A 14,558-nucleotide genomic window follows, 5' to 3' on the forward strand; every position below is an offset into this window, starting at 1 on the left:
TGAGGAGATGGTGAGCCGATGACGATGGCGCGAGGGCTGCACCCGCAGGCCAGGGTGGCCGACTACCAGGCACGTGGGTGGTGGACCGACGAGACGGTCGACCAGCTCTTCGCGCAGCAGGTGCGCACCCGGGGGGAGGAGCTCGCGGTGGTCGACCCGGCCAACCGCGAGGCCCTCCTCGGGTCGCCACCCAGGCGGCTGACCTGGGCCGAGCTCGACGCGGAGGTCACCCACCTCGCCGCGGCGCTGCTCGACCTGGGCCTGGGGCGCGGCGACGTCATCGGCGTGCAGCTGCCCAACGCCGTAGAGCTCGTCGAGGTCTACCTCGCGGCCTGGAGCATCGGTGTCGTCGTCTCGCCGCTGCCGATGCAGTACCGCGAGCGCGAGGTGCTCGGCATGGGCACCCAGGCCGACTTCGCGGCATACGTCACGCTCGCCCGGTGGGGCGACCGCTCACCCGCTGCCGACGTGCTGGCACTGCGGGACCGGCTGCCGTCGCTGCACCACGTCATTGCTCTCGGCCCCGCGGCCGAGGGCGGTGACCTGGCCGAGGGCGTGCTGACCATCCACCCGGCGTCGGCCGACGACACCGAGCGCGCACGTCTGGAGAGCCACGTCGCGAGCGACCCCAACGACGCGAACGACTGTCTGACGATCTGCTGGACGTCGGGCACCGAGAGCGAGCCCAAGGGGGTGCCGCGCTGCCACCTCGACTGGCTCGCCATCTGCTGGGCCACCGTCGACGCCCCGCGGGTGACGGCTGACGACGTGCTGCTCAACCCCTTCCCGATGGTCAACATGGCGGGCATCAACGGCATGTTCCTCCCGTGGTTGCGCACGGGTTGCGTTCTCGTGCAACACCATCCGTTCGACCTGCCGACCTTCCTCGCGCAGATCGCGACCGAGCGGGTCACCTACACCGTCGCCCCGCCCGCACTGCTCTGGATGCTCCTGCACAACGAGCCGCTCCTCGCGCAGGTCGACCTCAGCAGCCTGACGCGCATCGGGTCGGGCTCGGTGCCGCTCCAGCCGGCGATGGTGCGCGGCTGGCAGGAGAAGCACGGCATCGGCATCATCAACTTCTTCGGCTCCAACGAGGGCGTCGGCCTGCTGTCGAGTCCCGACGACTTCCCCGACCCCGACGAGCGCGCGCAGTTCTTCCCCCGCTACGGCGCGCCGGGCACGACGTGGTCCTCCCGGGTGTCCGAGTGGATCGACGTGCGGCTCGTCGACCTCGTCACCGGCGAGGACATCACCGAGCCCGGTGTCCCGGGCGAGATGCGCCTCAACGGGCCGACGGTCTTCGCCGGCTACCTGCACGGAGAGCGGCTCGCCAGCCCGTTCGACGAGCGAGGCTACCTCCGGTCCGGAGACCTCTTCGAGATCGCCGGCGACCGGGGCCAGTTCCTCCACTACCTCGACCGCGCCAAGGACCTCATCATCCGCGGGGGCATGAACATCGCCCCCGCCGAGATCGAGGGTCTCATCGCCGAGCACCCGGCCGTCGTCGACGTCGCGGTCATCGGTGACCCCGACGAGGTGCTCGGTGAGCGGGTCGCCGCCGTCGTCTCCCTCGCGCCGGGGCAGAGTCTGACGCTCGAGGAGCTGGTCGACTTCATGCGCGGCCAGCACATCGCCTCGTTCAAGCTTCCCGAGCGTCTCGAGGTGCGCGACGACCTGCCGCGCAACCCTGTCGGCAAGATCCTCAAGCGGCTGCTGCGCACCCCCGCGAAGGAGTCCTCGTGACCGCATCGACCGTCACTCCACCGTCCGAGATGAGTGACGAGGACAAGCTCGCGCTGGCCCGGGAGATGTTCCACGCGTGGGACACCAAGGACTGGGAGGGCGTCATCGACCTCTTCGCCGACGACGGTGTGCTCCACAGCGTCATGCAGGAGCCGCTCGTCGGCCGCGACGTCGTCGGCGAGCGGATCCGTGCCCTCGGAGCCATCACCGAACGGATCACCTTGCGCATCTTGGCGATCGGCATCATCGACGGCAAGGTCTTCGTCCAGCGCGTCGACGACTTCGACACGGTCACGGGCTCGCACGGTGAGGTGCCGGTCGTCGGCATCCTCTCCATAGCCGGGGGCCGCGTGACGGAGTGGCTCGAGTACTACGACCGCCCGAGCCTGCTCGTAGGCATGGGCGTCGACGCTCCCGCGCACTGATGGCGGCTCCCTGGGCGCTCGACGTCGTCACCGCCATGGGTCGGGCCGGTGACGCCGTTGCCTTCCGCCACCCCTCCGTCTCGGGGGGTGGGGGCAGCTCGACGGTGCGCACCCACGCGGAGAGCCGCGCCCGAGCGGCACGGCTCGCACAGGCACTCGTCGCGCACGGCATACGTCCTCGTGACCGGGTGGCACTCGTCGTGGAGTCGACGGCGGATGCCGTCGAGGCCTACCTCGCCGTGGGTCTCGCGGGTGCCACGGCGGTGCAGGTCAACGACCGGCTCCAGGTGGCGGAGATCGCCGAGGTGCTCGACGCGGCGGCCCCGCGAGCGGTCGTGCACACCGCTGGGCACGCCGGCCGGCTCGAGGACATGCTCGCCGGTGCGGGGACCGACGTCGTCAGCCTCGGTGGCCGGCTCGGGTGCACGACGCTCGACGCCGACGCCGCCGCGCAGCAGGGCCCGGCCAGCCCGCCCGAGGTCACCGTCGACCCCGGGGCCGCTGCGATCGTCGGCTTCACGAGCGGCACGACCGGCCGCCCCAAGGGCGTCGTCCACAGCCAGGCCAATCTCCGGCGCATCGTGCGGCACATGCCGGTCCACGACGGGCTGCGGTGGGGGAGCCGCTGCGCCTTCACCGGCACCCTGGCCTTCGCTGCCGGCATCTGGGGCGTCGTGCTGCCACACCTCTGGGTCGGGGGCGAGCTCTCCTTCATGGCGGGGCTGCCGCCCGACGCATGGGTCGAGCGGATGGTCGCGGAGCGCACCAACTTCACGTATGCGCCGACGCCCCTCATGGGGGCGCTCGCGGCCGAGGTGCGCCGCCGTCCAGAGGTGCTCGACCACCTCGACGGCGTGCTCCACTCGGGCTCGATCGCACCGCGCGAGAGCGTCGTCGACCTCGTGTCGGCCATCGGGCACCGTTACGTCGAGACCTACGGCATGACCGAGACCGGCGCACCGGTGACGGCCACGGTCCCCGACGACTGGCGGCCGGGGAGCACGGCCGACGACCCGTTCGCCTCGGCGGGACGGGCCGTCAGCATCGCGCGCCTCGAGATCCACGGGCCCGACGGGCGCCTCCTCGGGCCAGGCGAGGTGGGGGAGGTCGTCGTCGACAGCGACACCCTCTTCGACGGCTACCTCGACGCACCGGAGCTCACGGCCGAGGCGGTGCGCGACGGGAGCCTGCACACCGGCGACCTCGGCTCCCTCGATGTGGCGGGGCACCTCTACGTGCGGGGTCGGTCGAAGGAGATGATCGTCACCGGCGGCATGAACGTCTATCCGGCGGAGGTCGAGCGGGTGATGGCGCAGGCGCACGGCGTGGCGGAGGTCGCGGTCTTCGGGCTGCCCGACGAGCGGTGGGGAGAGACGGTGGTGGCTGCCGTCGTTGCGCGCCCCGGCGCCGACCTCGACCTCGACGCGTTGCGCGACCACGTGCGCGAGCGGATGGCGGGCTACAAGAAGCCGACGCGCATCCACGTCGTCGACGAGCTGCCGCGCAATGCGAGCCTCAAGGTGCGCAAGGACGAGCTCCAGCGCCGCTTCGGCGGTGCCCGGTGACGAGGGACGAGCTGCTCGACGCCCTCCGGCTCCCGGTCGTCGCCGCGCCGATGTTCCTCGTGTCGGGCACCGAGCTCGTCGTCGCGGCCGCGCGAGCGGGGGTGCTGGGCGCCTTCCCGACCCAGAACTGCCGCACCGCCGAGCAGCTCGACGAGTGGCTGGCCACGATATCGGCCGGCGTGGGTGGGCGACCCTGGGCGGTCAACCTCGTCACCCACAGCAGCAACACGCGGCTGGCCGACGACCTGCGGCTGGTGGGGGAGTACCGCCCGCCGGTCGTCATCACGGCGCTCGGCTCGCCGCGACCGGTGATGGAGGTCGTCAAGGGCTATGGCGGGCTCGTCGTCGGTGACGTCGTGAGCATCGCCCTGGCGCGCAAGGCAGTTGCCGCGGGCGTCGACGGTCTGGCGTGCATCAGCGCCGGTGCCGGCGGGCACACCGGTCACCTCTCACCTTTCGCCTTCGTGTCGGCGGTGCGTGACTTCTTCGACGGCATCGTGACCGTCGGCGGTGGCATCGCCGACGGTCGCGGCGTCGCGGGCGCCGTCGCAGCGGGAGCCGACCTCGTCTACATGGGAACCCGCTTCCTCGCCTCCCTCGAGAGCCTCGCGCCGGACGCCTACAAGAAGATGGTCGTCGACCACGGGCCCGACGACCTCGTCGTGAGCGCCGGCATCACCGGCACCGCCGCGTCGTGGTTGCGCCCCAGCCTGCTCGCCAACGGGCTCGACCCCGACCACCTCGTCCACGAGGGCAGTCGCAGCTATGACGCGGCCCAGGCTCCGGCCGCGCGGTGGTCGCAGCTGTGGGCGGCCGGGCAGGGTCTGCAGTCGATACACGGGGTGCAGCCGGTGGCCGAGATCGTCGACGAGCTCGAGGCCGAGTATGCCGCCGCCGCAGAGCGATTCGCCCGGCTCACCCACCGCACCCCCTGACTCGAGTGCCCACTTTTCCACCCACCCCCTGAGTCGAGTGCCCACGTCTCCACCCCACCCCCTGAGTCGAGTGCCCACTTCTCCACCCGGATCCGGTGGGTGAAAGTGGGCACTCGACGGTGCGGGAGGCGTGCGCGGGTGTCTGGACGCCTAGGTGTCGGGGGGACGTCCTAGGGTGATCGCGTGACGACGCAGCCCGCCGAGCAGGAGACCTTCGCCGGCATGCCCACGCCGCTCTACAGCGGCTCGCCGTCGCGCCTCATGGCCTGGCTCGACTGCCCGCGTCGCTACCGCATGCAGTACCTCGACCGCCCCAGGCCGGCTGCTCGTCCGCAGCGCGCGCACACGTCAGTCGGCATCGCGACCCACAACGTGCTCCGCGACTTCTGGGACCTGCCGCCCGAGCAGCGCACCCCGGCCGGGGTGGCCGAGCTCGTCCGCACGTCGTGGATCGACGTCGGCTTCCGAGACCCCGAGCAGTCCGCGGCGTGGCGCATGAGGGTCCGCGAGGTCGTCACCGACTACCTGCGCACCTCCGACCGTGAGCGTCAGCCCGTCGGGATCGAGCGCAGCGTCTCGCTCAAGACCGAGCAGGTCGCGATCACCGGCCGCATCGACCGCCTCGACGACCGCGACGGCGAGCTCGTCGTCGTCGACTACAAGACGGGTCGGCAGGTGCCCACCGACGACGATGCGCGCACGTCGCTGCCGCTCGCGCTGTATGCCGTCGCGTGCGCCCGCATGTTCCGCCGGCCGTGCCGCCGGGTCGAGCTCCACCACGTGCCGACCGGCACGGTGGCCGCCCACGAGCACACCGAGGAGTCGCTCGAGCGCAAGGTGGCCGAGGCGGAGTCGATCGCCTCCGACCTGCGCCGGGCCGACGCCGACTACGCTGAGGTCGGCGTCGAGTCAGCGCGGTTTGCGCCGCGGCCCTCCGCGCTGTGCTCGTGGTGCGACTTCCGTGCGCACTGCCCCGAGGGCCAGGCCCAGGGCCCGGAGAAGTCCGACTGGGCCGGCCTCGAGCCGTATGCCTCGACCGACAGGAGAGACTCGTGACCGACCTCCGTGCGGCCTTCCTCGCCGCCACCGAGCACGTGGCCGCGATCGTCTCGCGCGACGACGTCGTCGCTGCCTGGCACGAGCAGAGTGCGCTTGCCGAGTGGGAGGTCGGCGGCCTCGTCGCCCACCTCGCGAGCCAGCCGGTGACGGTCGTGACCTTGCTGAGCGCCGACCCGGTGGGCGACCCGATTCCGATCGAGGAGCACTATGCGCGGTCGGCCTGGGTCGACGCCAGCCTCGACGACGAGATCAACGTCTCGATCCGTGAGAGCAGCGATGCCCGGGCGGCCGATGGGCCTGACGCCGTGCTCGCCGACGTGACGGAGGCGCGCGAGGTGCTTCCCCACCTGCTGGCCACCCAGCCCGACGGCCGAGCCGTGCTCATCCCGTGGGCCGGCTGGTCGCTGAACCTCGACGACTTCCTCACCGGGCGTCTCATGGAGGTCGTCGTGCACGGCGAGGACGTCGCGGCGAGCGTCGGCTTCACCTCCCCAGCACTGCCGCGCGAGGTGCTCGACCCCGTGCTCCTGCTCCTGACCCGGCTCGCGGTCACCCGGCACGGGCAGGGTGCGGTCGTCTCGGCACTGACCCGGGCCGAGCGTGCACCACGGACGATCTCGGCCTTCTGAGGGCCGCACCTGACACACTGCTCGCATGGCCCGCCGCACGAGCACCAGCGACCCGAGCCCCACTCCGCCCGCCACCGAGACGACCCGCCCCACCGTCATCGCCCTGGCCAACCAGAAGGGCGGCGTCGCCAAGACGACCTCGGTGGCCAGTCTGGGTGCTGCGCTCGCCGAGCTCGGCAAGCGCGTCCTGCTCGTCGACCTCGACCCGCAGGCCTGCCTCACCTTCTCGCTCGGGGTCGACCCCGACACCGTCGAACGCTCCATCCACGACGTGCTGACCGCCGGAGTGCCACTCGACGAGGTCGCCCTGACGACCGACGACGGCATGGACCTCGTGCCGTCCGCCATCGAGCTCGCCGGCGCCGAGGCGATGCTCCTGTCGCGGCCCGGCCGCGAGTACGTCCTGCGCACGGCCCTCGAAGCCGGCGACACGGCATACGACGTCGTGCTGCTCGACTGCTCGCCGAGCCTCGGCGTGCTGACCCTCAACGCCCTCACGGCAGCCGACGGGCTCATCATCCCCATGCCCTGCGAGATGCTGAGCCACCGCGGGGTCGGCCAGCTGCTCGACACCGTCGGTGACGTGCAGAAGATCCTCAACCGCGACCTCGAGGTGTGGGGCATCCTGCCGACGCTCTACGACGGGCGCAGCAACCACTCGCGCGAGGTGCTCGCCGACGTCGGCGCCCGCTACGACCTGCCCGTGCTCGAGCCGCCGATCCCCAAGACGGTGCGCTTCGCCGAAGCGCCGGCCGTCGGACGCGCGATCCTCGCCACGGCGCGCTCGTCGAAGGGTGCCCAGGCCTATCGCGAGGTCGCGCAGTCGCTGCTGCCGCGGCTCTGAGCCGGCGAGCGCCCGGCGGGCGCGATCGTGACGAGGCCGGGCGGGGAATGTTTCCCGGTGACCCCGTGCTGCACCTGAGAGTGCCTGCCTGGGGGCGGCACTTCTGATGCACGACCAGAACACGACCCCTCGCCTGAAGGAGACCCCGTGATCACCACGCCTGCCCTCGTCGCCCCGAGCGCCGGAGCCCGCTTCGAGTCCCGCACCGTCGAGCACCGTGACCTGCGCGACGACGACGTGCTCATCGACATCAAGTTCGCCGGCATCTGCCACAGCGACATCCACCAGGTCCGCGAAGAGTGGGGGAGCGCCATCTTCCCGATGGTCCCCGGCCACGAGATCGCGGGCATCGTCTCGGCCGTCGGCGACGGTGTGACCAAGTACAAGGTGGGCGACCGCGTCGGCGTCGGCTGCATGGTCGACTCCTGTGGCGAGTGTGAGTTCTGCAAGGACGGTGAGGAGCAGTTCTGCTCCAAGGGCGCCGTCATGACCTACAACGGCAAGGGCTACGACGGCGAGCCGACCAAGGGCGGGTACGCCCAGAAGGTCGTCGTGTCGGAGCGCTTCGCCGTCGCCATCCCCGACGGCATCGAGCTCGATGTCGCGGCGCCGCTGCTCTGCGCCGGCATCACCGTCTGGTCGCCGCTCAAGCGCTGGGGCGCGGGGCCCGGCAAGAAGGTCGCCGTCATCGGCTTCGGCGGGCTCGGCCACATGGCAGTCAAGCTCGCGGCCGCGCTCGGCGCGGAGGTGAGCGTCCTCTCGCGCACCGACGCGAAGAAGGACGACGGCGCCGCCCTCGGCGCGACGCACTACTACGCGACCGGTGAGGAGGGCGTGCTCGCGAGCCTCAAGGGCACCTTCGACATCATCATCAACACCGTCAGCGCCGACCTGCCGATGCAGACCTACATCGGTCAGCTGCGTCCGCTCGGGGTCATCGCGAACGTCGGACTGCCTTCTGGCAAATACGATTTCGCGCCCGGCGTCGTCATCGGGCGGAGCCGCGTCGTGGCGGGCTCCAACATCGGCGGCATCCCCGCGACTGCCGAGATGCTCGAGTTCTGCGCGACCCACGGCATCGGCGCGACCATCGAGACCATCTCGGCCGACGAGGTCGACGCGGCCTACGACCGTGTCGTCGCCGGCGACGTGCGCTACCGCTTCGTCATCGACACGAGCACCATCGCCGTCTGAGGGTCGTATGCCGTCCGCCGCGGAGGGTGGACGGGTTGCCACGCGCAGGCGCTCGGGGCCTAGGCTCGCCCTGTGCAGTGGGATGACTACGACGCGGCGCTCTTCGACCTCGACGGGGTGCTGACTCCGACGGCCGAGGTGCACATGCGTGCCTGGGACCGGATGTTCAACGAGTTCCTCGCGGAGCACTCCTCCGGTCGTGCGGTCGCGCCGTACACGTCCGACGACTACTTCGCCCACGTCGACGGCAAGCCCCGCTTCGACGGGGTGCGTACGTTCCTCGCCTCTCGCGGCATCGAGCTGCCGGAGGGGTCGACGGACGACGCGCCCGACGCCGAGACCGTCGGTGGGCTCGGCAACCGCAAGAACGCCGTCTTCGCCGCGATCCTCGAGGACGAGGGCGTCGAGCCCTACCCGGCCTCGGTGCGCCTGCTCGACCACCTCGCCGCCCGGGGCACGGCCGTCGCGGTCGTCTCGTCGTCGCGCAACGCCCCGATGGTGCTCGAGGCCTCCGGCCTCGCCGACCGCTTCGAGGTCGTCGTCGACGGGGAGGTCGCGGCCCGCGAGGGCCTCGAGGGCAAGCCCTCGCCCGCCACCTACCTCCACGCGGCGCGCCTCCTCGGGGTCACGGCCGCTCGCAGCGTCGTGCTCGAGGATGCCCTCTCCGGGGTCGCCTCCGGCCGTGCGGGTGACTTCGGCCTCGTCGTCGGCGTCGACCGCGGAGCCGGCCGCGACGCCCTGCTCGGCGGTGGGGCCGACGTGGTCGTCGCCGAGCTGGACGAGCTCATCGCATGATGCGCCACGAGCTGCAGGGCAGCCCGGACCCCGTCGACCGCACCCGCTTCCCTGTCGACGAGTGGGCCTGGACCGAGAAGTGGTACTCCACCGAGGACCTCGGCCTCACCGAGACCGTCTTCGCCGTCGGCAACGGCTACCTCGGCATGCGTGGCAACGTCGAGGAGGGCCGCGACGTGCATGCGCACGGCACCTTCATCAACGGTTTCCACGAGACGTGGCAGATCCGCCACGCCGAGGAGGCCTTCGGCTTCGCCCAGACCGGGCAGACGATCGTCAACGCCCCCGACGTCAAGACGATCAAGGTCTACGTCGACGACGAGCCGCTCATGCTCTCGCTCGCCGACCTGCAGGACTACGAGCGCACCCTCGACTTCCGCGACGGCGTGCTGCGGCGCAGCCTCGTCTGGCGCACGCCCTCCGGCAAGCGGGTGCTCATCGAATCGACCCGCATGGTCTCCTTCGAGCAGCGCCACCTCGCCGTCATGACCTTCGACGTGACGCTGCTCGACGCCGACGGGCCGGTCGCGATCTCCTCGCAGATCCTCAACCGGCAGGACGGCACCGACGACTACCACGTGTCGACCTCGGCCCGGGGCTTCGACCCCCGCAAGGCCTCCCGCCTCGTCGAGCGGGTGCTCGACCCGCAGAGCCACTGGGCGAGCGACCGCCGCACCGTGCTCAGCTACCGCTGCGTCAACTCCGGCATGACGCTCGCCGTCGGGGTCGACCACGAGATCTCGACCGACTGCGACTTCGAGGAGCTGAGCCACGCCGAGGACGACCTCGGCAAGAAGATCTACCGCGTCAAGGCGCGCAAGGGCCACGCGATCCGCCTCACGAAGGTCGCGGCATACCACACGTCACGGGGCGTGCCCACGCGCGAGCTCGTCGACCGTGCCCGGCGGACCCTCGACCGCGTGCGTGACAGCGGCATCGGGGAGTGCTTCGATGAGCAGCGGCGCTGGCTCGACCGCTTCTGGGCCGACTCCGACGTGCAGGTGGAGGGTCACCCCGCGATCCAGCAGGCGGTGCGCTGGAACCTCTTCCAGCTCGCGCAGGCCTCCGGCCGCATCGAGCAGGTCGGCATCCCGGCGAAGGGCGTGAGCGGCTCGGGCTACGAGGGCCACTACTTCTGGGACACCGAGACCTACGTGCTGCCCTTCCTCAGCTACACGTCGCCCTCTGTCGCCCGCGGCGCGCTCCGCTTCCGCTATCTCATGCTGCCGGCGGCTCGCCGGCGCGCCGCGGAACTGTCGAACTCCGGCGCGCTCTACCCGTGGCGCACGATCAACGGCGAGGAGGCCTCGGCCTACTACGCCGCGGGCACCGCGCAGTACCACATCAACGCCGACATCGCCTTCGCCCTGTGCAAGTACGTGCAGGCCTCGGGCGACGACGACTTCATGATGCGCGAAGGCATCGACATCCTTGTCGAGACGGCGCGGATGTGGACCGACCTCGGCTTCTGGCTCGGTCGCGGGGAGACGCGTCGCTTCCACCTGCACGGCGTCACCGGCCCCGACGAGTACACGACCGTCGTCAACAACAACCTCTTCACCAACGTCATGGCGAGCGACAACCTCCGCCAGGCGGCGCGCTGGGCCCGGCGGCTCGCGCACGAGTTCCCCGAGGCCTACGAGCGCCTCGCGGCCCGGCTCGACCTCGACGACGACGAGATCGACGACTGGGCCGCCTGCTCCGAGGGGATGTACATCCCCTACGACGAGGGGCTGCGGGTGCACCCCCAGGACCAGCACTTCCTCGAGCGGGAGGTGTGGGACCTCGCAGCGACACCCAACTCGAAGCGACCGCTGCTGCTGCACTACCACCCGCTCGTCATCTATCGCTTCCAAGTGCTCAAGCAGGCCGACGTCGTCGCGGCGCTCTTCCTCCAGGGCCAGATGTTCACGCGCGAGCAGAAGCGCGCCGACTTCGAGTACTACGACCCGCTGACGACGGGTGACTCGACGCTGTCATCGGTCGTGCAGTCGATCGTCGCGGCGGAGGTGGGCTACCGCGACCTCGCCCTCGAGTACTTCCACTCCGGCCTCTACGTCGACCTCGCCGACCTCCACGGCAACGCGGCCGACGGGGTCCACGTCGCCTCGACGGGCGGCGTCTGGAACGCCCTCGTCTACGGCTTCGGCGGCATGCGTGACCACAACGGCACCCTGACCTTCGACCCGCGGCTGCCGGCCGACTGGCCGCGCCTCACCTTCCGGCTCCAGGTGCACGGGAGCCGGCTGCTCGTCGAGGTCGAGCACGAGCGCATCACCTTCACGCTGCGCGACGGGGAGGCCACCGAGGTCCTGGTGCGGGGGCAGCAGGTCACGGTCTCGGAGCACGGGCCGACCGTCGTCGAGCTCGACGGCCAGGGCCCGGTCATCCTCGGGCGCCTCGGCAGCCTGCCCCTCGTCGGGTCGAGCAACGAGCACGAGATGGTCTACACCGCGGGCGTGCCTGACCCCGACCGAGAGCGCCGTCGACGCAACTCACGCTCCTAGCGCAGGCAGCCCGTCGATCGACGTCGCGTTCTTCTTCTCGCGGTAGGCCTCGAGCCCTGCCTCGCCGCGGTGGGCGGCCCACGAGGTCAGCAGGTCGCGGTCACCCTCGTGAGACATGAGCGGCACGGCATACCCGCAGGAGTCAGAGACGCGCTCGACGTCGACGACGACGACACCACGAGCACCGGGGTGGTCGGCGAAATGCTCTCTGAGAGCGTCGAACTCGCGATCGTCGAGGGTGACGTAGCGGCCGCGGCCGTGCAGGCGCACGATGTTGGGCGGGCCCTCGAAGGCGCAGAACATCAGGGTGATGCGACCGTTCTCACGCAGGTGCGCCACGGTCTCGGCGCCGCTGCCCGTGAGGTCGAGATAGGCGACGGTGCGCTCGTCGAGCACGACGAACGTGCCGTCGAGGCCCTTGGGAGAGAGGTTGACCCTACCGTCCGCGGCGAGGGGCGCCGTCGCGACGAAGAAGACGTGCTGGTTCTCGATGAACGTCCGCAGACGGTCCGTGATCGACTCGTGCAGCTTCATGGTCCGCTCCTCACCCCGGCGCACCGGAGGCGGTGTGGCTCAGGGCCTGAGCTCACTCGACGGTGACCGACTTCGCCAGATTACGAGGCTTGTCGATGTCGAGCCCCAGGGCAACCGCTGCGTGATACGCGAGCAGCTGCATGGGGATCATGAGCAGGATCGGGTCGAGCTCGACCTCGTTGCGGGGCACGTCGACGCGGCGGTCGTCGAGCGGGCCCAGGTCGACACCGGGGTGCGAGATGGCCACGACGCGGCCGCCGCGGGCGAGCACCTGCTCTGCCGCCGCGAGGTTGCGATCGGTGAGCTCGTCGTCGGGGATGACGGCGACGGTGGGGCGCGACTCCTCGATGAGAGCGAGCGGCCCGTGCTTCAGCTCGCTCGTCTGGTAGGCCTCGGCGTGGCGGTAGGAGATCTCCTTGAACTTCTGGGCCCCCTCTCGCGCCACCGGGTAGCCGCGGACCCGGCCGATGAAGAAGAGGCTGTCGGCGGACGACAGCTCCGTGGCGAGTCCGGCGATGCGCTCCTCGTCGGCGAGCACCGCCTCGATGTCGGCCGGCAGGCGCTCGAGCCCCGCGATGATGCGCTGACCGTCGGCGACCGACAGGTCGCGGACCCGCCCGAGCAGCAGGGCGAGCAGGGCGAAGCCGACCCCCATGTGGGTCAGCGCCTTGGTCGAGGCGACCGCGATCTCGGGCCCGGCGTGGAGGTAGATGCCGCCCTCGCACTCGCGGGCGATCGTCGACCCGACGACGTTGACGAGACCGACGACCTGGCCGCCCTTGCGCTTGATCTCGCGGACCGCGAAGGCCGTGTCGGCGGTCTCGCCCGACTGGCTGACGGCGACGTAGAGGGTGTCGGGCTCGATGATCGGGTTGCGGTAGCGGAACTCCGACGCCGCCTCGGCGTGGGCCGGGATGCGCGCCAGCTCCTCGATCATCAGCGCGCCGAGCTCGCCGACGTAGTACGCCGAGCCGCAGCCGAGGATCTTGACGCGACGGAAGGCGCGCAGCTCGCGGGGCGAGAGGTTGAGCCCGTCGAGCCGGGCCGTGTCGAAGCGGGTGTCGAGCCGCCCCCGCAGCATGCGGGCGACGGTCTCGGGCTGCTCGGCGATCTCCTTCGCCATGAAGTGGCCGTGGGCGCCGATCTCGACGTCGTCGGCCGAGACCTCGATCTCGGTGGGCACGCGGCCGGTGTCGTGGCTGTCGCGGGTGAAGGTGCGGTAGTCCTTGGCGGTGACGACCGCCAGCTCCCCGTCGTCGAGGTGGACGACCGACGAGGTGTGACGCACGAGGGCCGACACGTCGGATGCCACGAACATCTCCCGGTCGCCCACCCCGATGATGAGCGGCGAGCCGTTGCGGGCGACGACGACGCGGTCCGGCTGGTCGGCGTCGAGGACGGCGACGGCATACGTCCCGACGACCTGCTCGAGGGCGTCGACGACGCGGTCCTCGAGCGCGCCGGCACCCGAGCGGGCGACGAGGTGCGCGAGCACCTCGGTGTCGGTGTCGGAGCTGAAGGTCACGCCCTCCGCGCCCAGCCGGGCACGCAGTGCACCGGCGTTGTCGATGATGCCGTTGTGCACGACGCTGATGCGCCCGTCCTCGCTCGAGTGCGGGTGGGCGTTGGCCTCGGTCGCGGGGCCGTGGGTCGCCCACCGGGTGTGGCCGATGCCCACCGTGCCGGCCAGACGCTTCGGCAGGGCCGCCTCGAGCTCGCGCACGCGGCCGACGCGGCGCACGACGGTCGCGCCGGAGCTGCCCAGCACGGCGAGGCCGGCCGAGTCGTAGCCGCGGTACTCCAGCCGGGTCAGGCCCTCGATGAGGATGGGCGCTGCTGGCTGGCGTCCGACGTAGCCGACGATTCCGCACATGGGTGGTCTCCTGGAGGTCTGGGGTCGGGCAGGGCGATGCAGGCGAGGCGCGCTCAGCCGTAGATGATGCGGCGCAGCTGGCGCTCGGTCAGGTCGGGGGCGGCGACGAGGCGCTGGCTCAGCTCCTCGGCGATGGTCCGGTAGATCTCGGGGTTGCGCGCGCCGTGCAGCTGCAGCGCGGCGTGCCGACGGCGCACGAAGTCGGTGAGGGGCTCGGCGTAGTGCGCCAGCACGTCACCGATGACGCGGGCCGCCTCCGCCTCGCTGAGGCCGGTGGAGCCGGCGACACGGGCGACGAGGTCGTGGTCGGGCACCTGACGAGGATGCACCACGCTTGACGACTCTGCCAAAAATCTGCCCGATTTCGGGCAGGGAATGGCTATCTCCTCCATCCATCGAGCCCATCGGCGTATGCCGCGTGGCCCGGACACACGTGTGGCCACCTCCCGCAG

13 protein-coding genes are annotated in these 14,558 nt (G+C 71.2%); 10 read left to right on the forward strand and 3 right to left on the reverse strand.

The window, feature by feature from the left end:
- Positions 1–18 precede the first annotated feature (18 nt).
- From FBY41_RS11305 to FBY41_RS11350, 10 genes are all read left to right on the forward strand, one after another.
- Positions 19–1,746 (forward strand): class I adenylate-forming enzyme family protein, encoded by a 1,728-nt coding sequence (locus FBY41_RS11305; protein WP_141844369.1) that lies wholly within the window; start codon positions 19–21, stop codon positions 1,744–1,746.
- Complete coding sequence (locus tag FBY41_RS11310) at positions 1,743–2,171, forward strand: nuclear transport factor 2 family protein (RefSeq protein ID WP_221629263.1); 429 nt, start codon at positions 1,743–1,745, stop codon at positions 2,169–2,171. The genes FBY41_RS11305 and FBY41_RS11310 overlap by 4 nt, the downstream gene beginning before the upstream one ends.
- A complete protein-coding gene (locus tag FBY41_RS11315; protein ID WP_141844370.1) occupies positions 2,171–3,736 on the forward strand; it encodes a class I adenylate-forming enzyme family protein in 1,566 nt (521 codons plus the stop codon). Before FBY41_RS11310 ends, FBY41_RS11315 begins: the two co-directional genes overlap by 1 nt.
- Positions 3,733–4,671, forward strand: a complete 939-nt coding sequence (locus FBY41_RS11320) for an NAD(P)H-dependent flavin oxidoreductase (RefSeq protein ID WP_141844371.1) — start codon at positions 3,733–3,735, stop codon at positions 4,669–4,671. Before FBY41_RS11315 ends, FBY41_RS11320 begins: the two co-directional genes overlap by 4 nt.
- Before the next feature lie 183 nt (positions 4,672–4,854).
- Positions 4,855–5,727: a RecB family exonuclease gene (locus tag FBY41_RS11325; RefSeq protein WP_260439703.1), complete on the forward strand. Its 873-nt coding sequence runs from the start codon at positions 4,855–4,857 to the stop codon at positions 5,725–5,727.
- Positions 5,724–6,359, forward strand: coding sequence for a maleylpyruvate isomerase N-terminal domain-containing protein (locus FBY41_RS11330; RefSeq protein ID WP_141844372.1), 636 nt, complete (start codon positions 5,724–5,726; stop codon positions 6,357–6,359). The genes FBY41_RS11325 and FBY41_RS11330 overlap by 4 nt, the downstream gene beginning before the upstream one ends.
- A 25-nt stretch (positions 6,360–6,384) precedes the next feature.
- Positions 6,385–7,203 (forward strand): ParA family protein, encoded by an 819-nt coding sequence (locus FBY41_RS11335; RefSeq protein WP_141844373.1) that lies wholly within the window; start codon positions 6,385–6,387, stop codon positions 7,201–7,203.
- Between the two features lie 147 nt (positions 7,204–7,350).
- Complete coding sequence (locus FBY41_RS11340) at positions 7,351–8,397, forward strand: NAD(P)-dependent alcohol dehydrogenase (protein ID WP_141844374.1); 1,047 nt, start codon at positions 7,351–7,353, stop codon at positions 8,395–8,397.
- Between the two features lie 72 nt (positions 8,398–8,469).
- The gene (locus FBY41_RS11345) at positions 8,470–9,192 is read left to right on the forward strand and encodes an HAD family hydrolase (RefSeq protein WP_141844375.1); all 723 of its coding nucleotides are present in this window, start codon (positions 8,470–8,472) and stop codon (positions 9,190–9,192) included.
- Positions 9,192–11,699 carry a glycoside hydrolase family 65 protein gene (locus FBY41_RS11350; protein WP_141845087.1) on the forward strand — a complete coding sequence of 836 codons (2,508 nt, stop codon included), beginning with the start codon at positions 9,192–9,194 and terminating at the stop codon, positions 11,697–11,699. Before FBY41_RS11345 ends, FBY41_RS11350 begins: the two co-directional genes overlap by 1 nt.
- On the opposite strand, the gene FBY41_RS11355 is transcribed toward FBY41_RS11350, so the two are convergent.
- Genes FBY41_RS11355 through FBY41_RS11365 form a run of 3 tightly spaced genes read right to left on the reverse strand, consistent with a single transcriptional unit; the run spans position 11,688 to position 14,420 of the window.
- The gene (locus FBY41_RS11355; RefSeq protein WP_141844376.1) at positions 11,688–12,233 is read right to left on the reverse strand and encodes a pyridoxamine 5'-phosphate oxidase family protein; all 546 of its coding nucleotides are present in this window, start codon (positions 12,231–12,233) and stop codon (positions 11,688–11,690) included. The two genes, FBY41_RS11350 and FBY41_RS11355, sit on opposite strands and share 12 nt — an antisense overlap.
- Positions 12,234–12,285: 52 nt before the next feature.
- Positions 12,286–14,106, reverse strand: a complete 1,821-nt coding sequence (gene glmS / locus FBY41_RS11360) for a glutamine--fructose-6-phosphate transaminase (isomerizing) (RefSeq protein WP_141844377.1) — start codon at positions 14,104–14,106, stop codon at positions 12,286–12,288.
- A 53-nt stretch (positions 14,107–14,159) separates the two neighbouring features.
- A complete protein-coding gene (locus tag FBY41_RS11365; RefSeq protein ID WP_141844378.1) occupies positions 14,160–14,420 on the reverse strand; it encodes a hypothetical protein in 261 nt (86 codons plus the stop codon).
- Positions 14,421–14,558: the final 138 nt, after the last annotated feature.

The sequence above is a fragment of the Humibacillus xanthopallidus genome, from assembly GCF_006716675.1.
Lineage (GTDB): Bacteria > Actinomycetota > Actinomycetes > Actinomycetales > Dermatophilaceae > Humibacillus > Humibacillus xanthopallidus_B.

What these genes read in the sequence shown, in the direction of transcription:
- FBY41_RS11335 (WP_141844373.1), top strand. Translation starts at nt 6,385, where the DNA reads ATGGCCCGCCGCACGAGCACCAGCGACCCGAGCCCCACTCCGCCCGCC.
- FBY41_RS11350 (WP_141845087.1), top strand. Translation starts at nt 9,192, where the DNA reads ATGCGCCACGAGCTGCAGGGCAGCCCGGACCCCGTCGACCGCACCCGC.
- glmS (WP_141844377.1), bottom strand. Translation starts at nt 14,106, where the DNA reads ATGTGCGGAATCGTCGGCTACGTCGGACGCCAGCCAGCAGCGCCCATC.
- FBY41_RS11305 (WP_141844369.1), top strand. Translation starts at nt 19, where the DNA reads ATGACGATGGCGCGAGGGCTGCACCCGCAGGCCAGGGTGGCCGACTAC.
- FBY41_RS11355 (WP_141844376.1), bottom strand. Translation starts at nt 12,233, where the DNA reads ATGAAGCTGCACGAGTCGATCACGGACCGTCTGCGGACGTTCATCGAG.
- FBY41_RS11315 (WP_141844370.1), top strand. Translation starts at nt 2,171, where the DNA reads ATGGCGGCTCCCTGGGCGCTCGACGTCGTCACCGCCATGGGTCGGGCC.